This window comes from Kiloniella litopenaei, assembly GCF_000982415.1.
In the GTDB taxonomy this organism is placed as follows: domain Bacteria; phylum Pseudomonadota; class Alphaproteobacteria; order Kiloniellales; family Kiloniellaceae; genus Kiloniella; species Kiloniella litopenaei.
This window is the reverse complement of sequence record NZ_LANI01000042.1, coordinates 1-7785: the sequence shown is the minus strand read 5'-3', so window position 1 is coordinate 7785 and position 7785 is coordinate 1. Positions and strand designations below refer to the sequence as shown.

Here is a 7785-nt window from a genome sequence, read left to right as displayed (position 1 = left end):
TTTCGTCCGCTCAAACTTTTCCTTAGCCATCTCGCCTAATTCCAGTTCCGATGGACGACCACGCGTCCTCAAGCTCAAATACATTAAAAGCCCGCACTTGAAAGCATGCGAGCTTCAGGGATAAATTTTGGAGCGGGTGGGGGGAATCGAACCCCCATAACTAGCTTGGAAGGCTAGGGCTTTACCACTAAGCTACACCCGCATACATCACACGACCTGACCTGAAAGACTGAAATGTGGATGGTGGAGGGAGTTGGATTCGAACCAACGTAGGCAGACGCCAGCGGATTTACAGTCCGCCCCCTTTAGCCACTCGGGCATCCCTCCATGTTATCCACGCAACCTCTGGGGAGAGGCTTCAGCTACCGAGCATTTCGGTGTGCGTTGATGATGCGAAATATGTTCATTTCCAGACGCATGTCAACTGGAAGATCCATAAAAATATCATCATTCCTGTTTTTTTCTTCGCGACGAACTGTCATATAGACCATGAAACTAAAACTCCGGAGCAAATGACTGTCATGGCAAAGCCCAAAAAACTGCGAAAAAAGAACTCTTCACAACGCTCAGGCAAAAAAGAAAATCCCGGAGCAGGAAATTTATGGCTCTATGGAATTCATGCGGTCCTTGCAGCACTTGGGAATCCAAATCGGCAGATAAAACGATTCGCAATCACGCCGGATACAAAATCCAAACTAGAATCGGAACTGGCTGAAATTGAGTATGAAACAGAACGAAAACTTGTTCCCGATCATGTCGCCAACGCTGACCTTAACGAGCTTCTTCCCCCCGGCGCAGTACATCAGGGTATCGCCTGTCTCGCATCCGCTTTGGAAGAGACATATATAGAAGACATCCTGACCGAAGTTAAACTTGCGGAACGAGCCGCGGGTAAAAAGAGCGACGAAGACTGGGAATTCCAAGCAGAAGGCAGAACCGTTCTGTTAATTCTTGATCAGGTTACTGACCCACAAAACGTCGGCGCTATTTTACGTTCCGCAGCTGCATTTGGGGCTAAGGCCGTTATCACCACCGACAGAAACTCGGCTCAACCAACGGGATCACTCGCCAAAGCAGCATCCGGCGCACTGGAACATATTCCCTATGTTGGCGTTACCAACCTAGTCCGCGCGCTAGAACAAATAAAAGAAGCAGGCTTTTGGTGTTACGGTCTTGCTGGCGAAGGGGAGAAAGTTCTGTCAGATGCCCTGCCCGCTCATGGCAAAATCGCTCTTATTATGGGGGCTGAGGGAACAGGCCTGAGACGTCTTACCCGTGAACACTGCGATATGTTGGTAAACTTGCCAACCTCTGCTTCCTTTGGGGTACTTAATGTCTCCAGTGCAGCTGCGGTTGCTCTGTATGAAACAGCACGTAACAGTTAAATACATTATACATCAAAGCCTTACCTGATAAAACATGTTACTCATCATCAGGTAAGGCCGTGCTGATTTGCCAATTTCCTTTTTTTGCCCTAAAACGGCCCATTACAACAGTCCCAGACCAAAAATTGAACGGTTTGCAAAAATCACCTAACTCAGTTAGGATACGTAATGAGCGATGAAAACATCGCCAAAATAAACAATAAAAAAAATCGCACTCCTAAAAGTGCATCCAAACAAATAACTTTTAATAATAACACCAGCAGAATTCTAATAATGCCGCCACCTAAACGTAATAAGTATCTCTCCAGTTCTTTAAGCACCCGTGACCTGATTGTCGATGTAGCGGAAGAACTTATCGCTCAACACGGCGTAGAGGGCCTGAAGCTTAAAGATATTACAAAAGAAATTGGCATCCAACTTCCTTCTCTTTACGCCCATTTTGCCGGCCGGAGTGCGGTGCTTATTGAAATTGGCAAGCGTATTCTTGAGGGAATCATCGAAGATTTCGGAGAGATCGAAAACCTGCCCCCCCGCGAAGCCTTAAGAGAGCATACACGCCTGATGGTAAGGCGTTACACATCAAACCGGGCACACGTACTTGTTTTGCTTGCCGATCTGGCGGCCCCGCAAGGTATTGATGCCTTTAATGCCAACGAAGCTATTCTTTACCCCTATTACGAACGCCTAACCGCCGTTCTGGAAAAGGGCCGGGAAGAAGGCCTATTCAACAAAGTTGAAACTCAAGAATTTATTGCCAATCGCCTTGGCATTATTTTGGTTAACATTGCCTTTGCATCCCTTAAATCAGGCGTCTTCACCGAAGAACAAGCTGCCCGGCTGGAAATCAACGCACTTGCCCAGATTGATTCCATGCTAACAGATGGCGACAATCGGCCCGACTTATAAAACCAAGCCCCAATACGGTTAAACTTCATACCCCTGTACCAAAGACATCAGGCACTTCTACTATTGGGGATCTAATGAGTTTGCTGCTCGATAATAACCTCCGCGAAAGACAGTATAATAACAACGCATGCTTCTGGAAAAAGCTCTATTGTCGTGTATGCTTCAAATGACCTAACCGCATCCTCGAAAGTTTTTTATGAACATAAAAATTTTGAAGGGACTTTCCGAAGTTGCCGATGATTATGACCTTTTCATCTTCGACCTTTGGGGTGTCATGCATAACGGCATCACCGCATTCCCCGATGCGATTAAATGCCTTCAATTACTTCGCGAACATGCGCACTGTGAAATTATTTTTTTATCTAATGCCGCAAGACTTAGCCGCTCAATCACGGACCATCTTACCAACCTTGGCATTAAAGAAGATTTGTATGACAGGTTGCTAACTTCTGGTGATATCACAGCAAATATAATTGCCAGCAGAGCAAAAGAACAAAGCCATCTAGATGGGCCAAATTATTTTCATATCGGTCCAGAGCGCGCGAAACCGACACTGGATGCCTGTGGCGGCCAAGAAGTTCCCTTGAAAGATGCCGAACTGATAATCTGCACCGGATTTTTCAAGGAAGAAGAAGAAAAGATCGAAGATTACACGGAACTGCTAAAGTCTGCACGCGCCCTCAACCTACCCATGATCTGCGCCAACCCGGATATCATCGTCAATCGCGGTAACAGGATCATCCCTTGTCCCGGGACCATAGCTGCTTTTTATGAAAAGCTGGGTGGTGTCGTTGAACGCTTTGGCAAGCCCTACCCCGCTATCTTTGACTGTGTATTCGCCCAACACACACAAGTCCCCAGATCCCGCGCTGTTATGATCGGTGATAGTCTGAGCACAGATATCCGAGGCGCCAGACAGGCTGACATCGACAGCATATGGATTGGCGGCGGCATTCACGCCAAAGATCTGATGATGAAACCGGATGGTCAGCTAGAATCCGACAAGATACAGGAAGTTGCAGAAAGCGCAGGCGAAAAGCCAGAAGCTATTTTGCCCTGGTTATGCTGGTAACTCTCTAATCAGTGCCCTCTATCCTTCAGCCTCAAAAGTCGCGCCATTCGAAAGAACGAGATCACCTTTAGAAGGTTGGTGGCGTACAGGCGGAAATAATAACGGCCTCTTTTGTTCCCGGATTTCGCCAGCGATGCGGAATACGGCTATCAAAATAAAAGGCATCCCCTGCTTTCAGGATCTTGCGCTGATCACCGACCGTCAATTCAATCTCACCACTTACGATAATCCCGGATTCTTCGGATTCATGGCGCAAGAGTGTCTCGCCCGTGTCTGCGCCGGGCTGAAGTTTTTCATGCAGAATTTGCAAGGCCCTGTCACTAAGATCACGCCCGACCTGTCGGTAAGATATATTTCCGCTTCCGATTTCGGTCAGATCCTCGGCCCGATAAAAAACCTTTTGTCGTGGCGTGAGATCTTCTGAGAAAAAAGCCGAGACCGATATAGGAATTCCCGCCAAAACCTTCTTCAAAACGCCAACCGAGGGACTGCTTTTATTTTGCTCGATCAGCGAAATAACCGCGTTAGAGACTCCGGCCCTTTTTGCCAACTCTCGTTGCGATAAACCATTCAGTTGTCGCAACGCCCGCAGGCGCAAACCAAGGTCAAAATCGTCATCTTCCATTCTTTTCACTCACTTGCTTATTATTTTTAACACTATTAACAAAAAAACCAACATATGGGTATAAAAAAGGGGCTGTTGCCTATTTTTCTAATCATGTATGGTGTTTCACTAAATGATGCCGAAACCGATTACGCGCCAAAAGAACTACGTAACGGCCGAGCATCAAATAGAAACATTGAACCCGAAACACCGAACATGGGAGGCAGGTATAATGAGCAACCTACCTTTGAATAACGAATTCGATAGATCACCAAACAATCTTGACGCGTTCTGGATGCCCTTTACCTGGAACAGAAAATACAAAAAAGAGCCTTTGATGCTGACAAGCGCCAAGGGTATGCACTACACAACAATTGAAGGTAATCAGGTTCTCGATGGTACGGCGGGTCTTTGGTGCTGTAATGCCGGGCATGCCTGTGAGCGCATCACAACAGCCGTTCAGGAAACCATCGCCAAGCTTGACTTTGCCCCGACATTCCAACTTGGGCACCCCCTTGCCTTCGAACTGGCTTCTCGCGTTACGGCAATGCTGGATGGTTATGATCACATGTTCTTCTGCAACTCTGGTTCAGAAGCCGTGGACTCTGCCCTGAAAATTGCCCTCGCCTATCACAGAGCACGTGGTGAAGGACAGCGCACACGCCTTATTGGCCGGGAACGTGGTTATCACGGCACTGGCTTTGGCGGAATTTCTGTCGGCGGTATTGTCAAAAACCGTAATGTTTTTGGCACCCTGCTGGCCGGTGTTGATCACCTGCCCCATACACATAATCTGGAAAAACAAGCCTATACAAAAGGGCAACCCGAATGGGGTGCCCACCTGGCAGATGATCTGGAACGCATCTGTGCATTGCACGATCCCTCAACGATTGCAGCGGTTATCGTAGAACCAATGGCTGGCTCTACTGGTGTCCTGATGCCACCCAAGGGCTATCTGGAAAAGCTGCGAGCGATCTGTGACAAACACGGTATCCTCTTGATTTTTGACGAAGTTATTACCGGTTTTGGTCGCCTTGGCACACCATTTGCGGTTGACAAGTTTGGGGTCAAACCCGACTTGATTACCTGTGCGAAAGGCCTGACCAACGGCACTATTCCTATGGGCGGCGTTATTTGCCGCGAAGGTATTTACAAAGCCTTTGAAGAAGCCGCAGACAATGATCCGAGCAGCTCAATAGAATTATTCCATGGCTACACCTATTCAGGTCATCCCGTAGCTGCGGCCGCCGGTCTTGCGACCCTTGAAACCTATAAAGAAGAAGGGCTGTTCCAACGCGCCCAGGAACTTGAAGATTATTGGGGCAATGCCGCACACAATCTGAAAGGCACCCGTCACGTTATCGACATTCGCAACCTGGGCCTAATTGGCGCTATTGAGCTGGAATCCCGACCAGGGGAAGTTGGCAAACGCGCCTACGAAGCCTTTAGAAAGTGTTTTGAGAAGGGTGTCCTTATTCGCGTCACAGGTGACATTATCGCCCTGTCACCACCGTTGATTATCGAAAAAGGGCAGATTGATCAGATATTTGAAACAATCCAGAACGTTCTGAACGATTTGGACTAAACCGTCTGTAAAAACAGAACGGATAACCGGTGTGGACCCATCAAAAAGATTGGTCTGCACCTTTTAAGAACCTACTGCTAAAATAAACTAAGAACACAATTAGAAAATTAGCGGTTTGAGCGACAGAACAAGGAAAGAGAAAAACATGTTGATTGGTGTTCCAAAGGAAATCAAGAACCACGAGTATCGTGTGGGCTTGGTTCCAAGCTCTGTGAGAGAACTCGTTCACAACGGTCATCAAGTTATTGTTGAAACCAATGCCGGTGGCGGTATTGGCTTTACTGATGCTGATTATGAAGCAGCTGGTGCGTCAATCGTTGCAACAGCGAGTGAAATTTTCGCCAAAGCTGAAATGGTTGTAAAGGTGAAAGAGCCCCAGGAAGTTGAATACAAACAGCTTCGTGAGGGGCAATTGCTGTTCACCTATTTGCACCTGGCACCCGATGCCCCACAAACTCATGGCCTGCTTGAATCTGGCTGTGTAGCTGTCGCATACGAAACTGTTACCGATACCAAGGGCACCCTCCCTCTTCTACGTCCGATGTCAGAAGTTGCTGGTCGCATGTCAGTCCACGTTGGGGCCAATTGCCTGCACAAAGCCGCAAATGGTTCCGGTGTTCTTCTGGGCGGTGTTCCCGGTGTTGCTCCGGGTAAAGTGGTTATCATTGGTGGTGGTGTGTCCGGCACACACGCGGCACGTATGGCTATGGGCCTCGAGGCAGAGGTGACAATCCTAGACCGCTCTCTACCCCGTATTGACGAACTGAACAGCCTCTATGGCAACAAGCTGAAAGTTGTGTACTCCACTGTTGACGCCATTGAAAAATATGTGTCCGAAGCTGATCTGGTTATCGGCGCTGTCCTTGTTCCCGGTGCTTCTGCGCCGAAACTGGTCAGCCGTGAGCTACTGGGCAAAATGCGTCCGGGTTCTGTTCTTGTAGATATCGCAATTGATCAGGGCGGTTGCTTTGAAACATCACACGCGACAACGCATCAGGACCCAACCTATGAAGTTGATGGCATTATTCACTATTGCGTAGCCAACATGCCAGGCGCTGTTGCCCGCACATCCACCATTGCTCTGAACAACGCCACCCTGCCTTTCGCTCTCGCACTGGCAAACAAAGGCTACAAAAAAGCACTCGCTGACGATCCACACCTGATGGAAGGTCTGAACGTTGCCTTTGGTAAGGTTACCTGTGAGCCAGTTGCCGAAGCACACGGTCTGGAATACGTATCGGGTGCAAAGGTACTCGGCCTCTAGGGATATATAATTAATCCCGCCAATAGGGTTTAACCAAACAAGGCGAGCTTTCATTGTGGAGCTCGCCTTATTATTTGGTTAAATACCCAGTAAAAAAAGCCCTCTCGTATGGAAAACGAGAAGGCTTTTTGTAAAAACAGATGCGTTTTATCTGCAATTCTTCATCAGATATTGTGTCTAAGATGCAAGAAGCGAAAGATCGCCACTCAGCATGTCACTTAAACCTGTCGCATCCAGAACGGGAACAGAACACAAATCGTTATCCAGCAGATCACCAGGAGCCAAACGGGCAAGATCTGCCTGATCAGATGATACCCTTCGCGCAGCGGTCGACAGATCAACCCCCTCAGAGGAAATCACAGCTTCGAAGTCAGTAACCTTAAAGTCAAAGTTCCGGGTATCATAATCCATTGCAAGCATCCTTAAGTATCGCACCATTTATTAAGGATAGTGTAGAAGCTGATACGTAAAAGTGGTGTAGCATGATGGGGGCAAAGCTAGGGCATTCCTGTGACGAAAAAGTTTACAATAAATTAACCATATATGGCGCAACCGATATCTTTTATTTTAATCAAATAGATAGCACCTAAGGCATCAAGATAATAATGGTTAATATTCCAAAGCATATACAAAGAAAATTGAGCGTGTCCCAGACAGATATTTCAATGTATTGCCTCAACCTAAATCATACAAAAAACAGAGTCCTTCGTCCCTGAAATGAACAGGTAGGAAAAAAGAAAAACAACCGACAAAAATAACTATTATTTCTCAATAAGTTACACCACTTTGAAAAAAAATATTTTTTTTGTCATTTTCCTCTTGAGTAATTTAAACGAATCACCTAAATTCCGCCTCGTCGCCACGATGACTTCCCAGCGAAGTCGCAAAGAAAGAGTGGCCGACCACTGTGCCTCTATAGCTCAACTGGTAGAGCACCTGATTTGTAATCAGGGGGTTCCGGGTTCAAGT

Annotated in this window: 8 protein-coding genes and 2 tRNA genes; 5 read left to right on the top strand and 5 right to left on the bottom strand. The window is 47.2% G+C overall.

Annotated elements, in window-relative coordinates; all coding sequences use genetic code 11:
* Positions 1-128 precede the first annotated feature (128 nt).
* The 3 genes from WH95_RS19910 to WH95_RS21820 form a co-directional block, all read right to left on the bottom strand.
* Positions 129-202, bottom strand: a tRNA-Gly gene (locus WH95_RS19910).
* Between the two features lie 39 nt (positions 203-241).
* A tRNA-Tyr gene (locus WH95_RS19905) sits at positions 242-327 on the bottom strand.
* Between the two features lie 35 nt (positions 328-362).
* Positions 363-491: a hypothetical protein gene (locus WH95_RS21820; protein ID WP_255312373.1), complete on the bottom strand. Its 129-nt coding sequence runs from the start codon at positions 489-491 to the stop codon at positions 363-365.
* A 30-nt stretch (positions 492-521) separates the two neighbouring features.
* Here WH95_RS21820 and rlmB point away from each other — a divergent pair, with 30 nt between their 5' ends.
* The 3 genes from rlmB (at position 522) to WH95_RS19890 (ending at position 3363) form a co-directional block, all read left to right on the top strand.
* Positions 522-1385 carry a 23S rRNA (guanosine(2251)-2'-O)-methyltransferase RlmB gene (gene rlmB, locus WH95_RS19900; RefSeq protein WP_157846034.1) on the top strand — a complete coding sequence of 288 codons (864 nt, stop codon included), beginning with the start codon at positions 522-524 and terminating at the stop codon, positions 1383-1385.
* Positions 1386-1658: 273 nt separating this feature from the next.
* On the top strand, positions 1659-2291 hold the full coding sequence (locus WH95_RS19895; protein ID WP_157846033.1) for a TetR/AcrR family transcriptional regulator: 633 nt from the start codon (positions 1659-1661) through the stop codon (positions 2289-2291).
* A gap of 196 nt (positions 2292-2487) precedes the next feature.
* Entirely contained in the window at positions 2488-3363 is an 876-nt protein-coding gene (locus WH95_RS19890) for a TIGR01459 family HAD-type hydrolase (protein WP_052742182.1), read from the top strand.
* Between the two features lie 67 nt (positions 3364-3430).
* Here the strand turns inward: WH95_RS19890 and WH95_RS19885 are convergent, their stop codons facing one another.
* Positions 3431-3988 carry a cupin domain-containing protein gene (locus WH95_RS19885; RefSeq protein WP_046510172.1) on the bottom strand — a complete coding sequence of 186 codons (558 nt, stop codon included), beginning with the start codon at positions 3986-3988 and terminating at the stop codon, positions 3431-3433.
* A 211-nt stretch (positions 3989-4199) separates the two neighbouring features.
* On the opposite strand from WH95_RS19885, the gene WH95_RS19875 reads away from it, so the two are divergent.
* Positions 4200-5552, top strand: a complete 1353-nt coding sequence (locus WH95_RS19875; protein ID WP_046510170.1) for an aspartate aminotransferase family protein — start codon at positions 4200-4202, stop codon at positions 5550-5552.
* A gap of 145 nt (positions 5553-5697) precedes the next feature.
* Positions 5698-6816, top strand: a complete 1119-nt coding sequence (gene ald, locus WH95_RS19870; protein WP_046510169.1) for an alanine dehydrogenase — start codon at positions 5698-5700, stop codon at positions 6814-6816.
* Between the two features lie 177 nt (positions 6817-6993).
* On the opposite strand, the gene WH95_RS19865 is transcribed toward ald, so the two are convergent.
* Positions 6994-7227 (bottom strand): hypothetical protein, encoded by a 234-nt coding sequence (locus WH95_RS19865; protein ID WP_046510168.1) that lies wholly within the window; start codon positions 7225-7227, stop codon positions 6994-6996.
* Between the last annotated feature and the right edge of the window lie 558 nt (positions 7228-7785).

What these genes read in the sequence shown, in the direction of transcription:
- WH95_RS19865 (WP_046510168.1), bottom strand. Translation starts at nt 7,227, where the DNA reads ATGGATTATGATACCCGGAACTTTGACTTTAAGGTTACTGACTTCGAA.
- WH95_RS19895 (WP_157846033.1), top strand. Translation starts at nt 1,659, where the DNA reads ATGCCGCCACCTAAACGTAATAAGTATCTCTCCAGTTCTTTAAGCACC.
- WH95_RS19875 (WP_046510170.1), top strand. Translation starts at nt 4,200, where the DNA reads ATGAGCAACCTACCTTTGAATAACGAATTCGATAGATCACCAAACAAT.
- rlmB (WP_157846034.1), top strand. Translation starts at nt 522, where the DNA reads ATGGCAAAGCCCAAAAAACTGCGAAAAAAGAACTCTTCACAACGCTCA.
- WH95_RS19885 (WP_046510172.1), bottom strand. Translation starts at nt 3,988, where the DNA reads ATGGAAGATGACGATTTTGACCTTGGTTTGCGCCTGCGGGCGTTGCGA.
- WH95_RS19890 (WP_052742182.1), top strand. Translation starts at nt 2,488, where the DNA reads ATGAACATAAAAATTTTGAAGGGACTTTCCGAAGTTGCCGATGATTAT.
- WH95_RS21820 (WP_255312373.1), bottom strand. Translation starts at nt 491, where the DNA reads ATGGTCTATATGACAGTTCGTCGCGAAGAAAAAAACAGGAATGATGAT.
- ald (WP_046510169.1), top strand. Translation starts at nt 5,698, where the DNA reads ATGTTGATTGGTGTTCCAAAGGAAATCAAGAACCACGAGTATCGTGTG.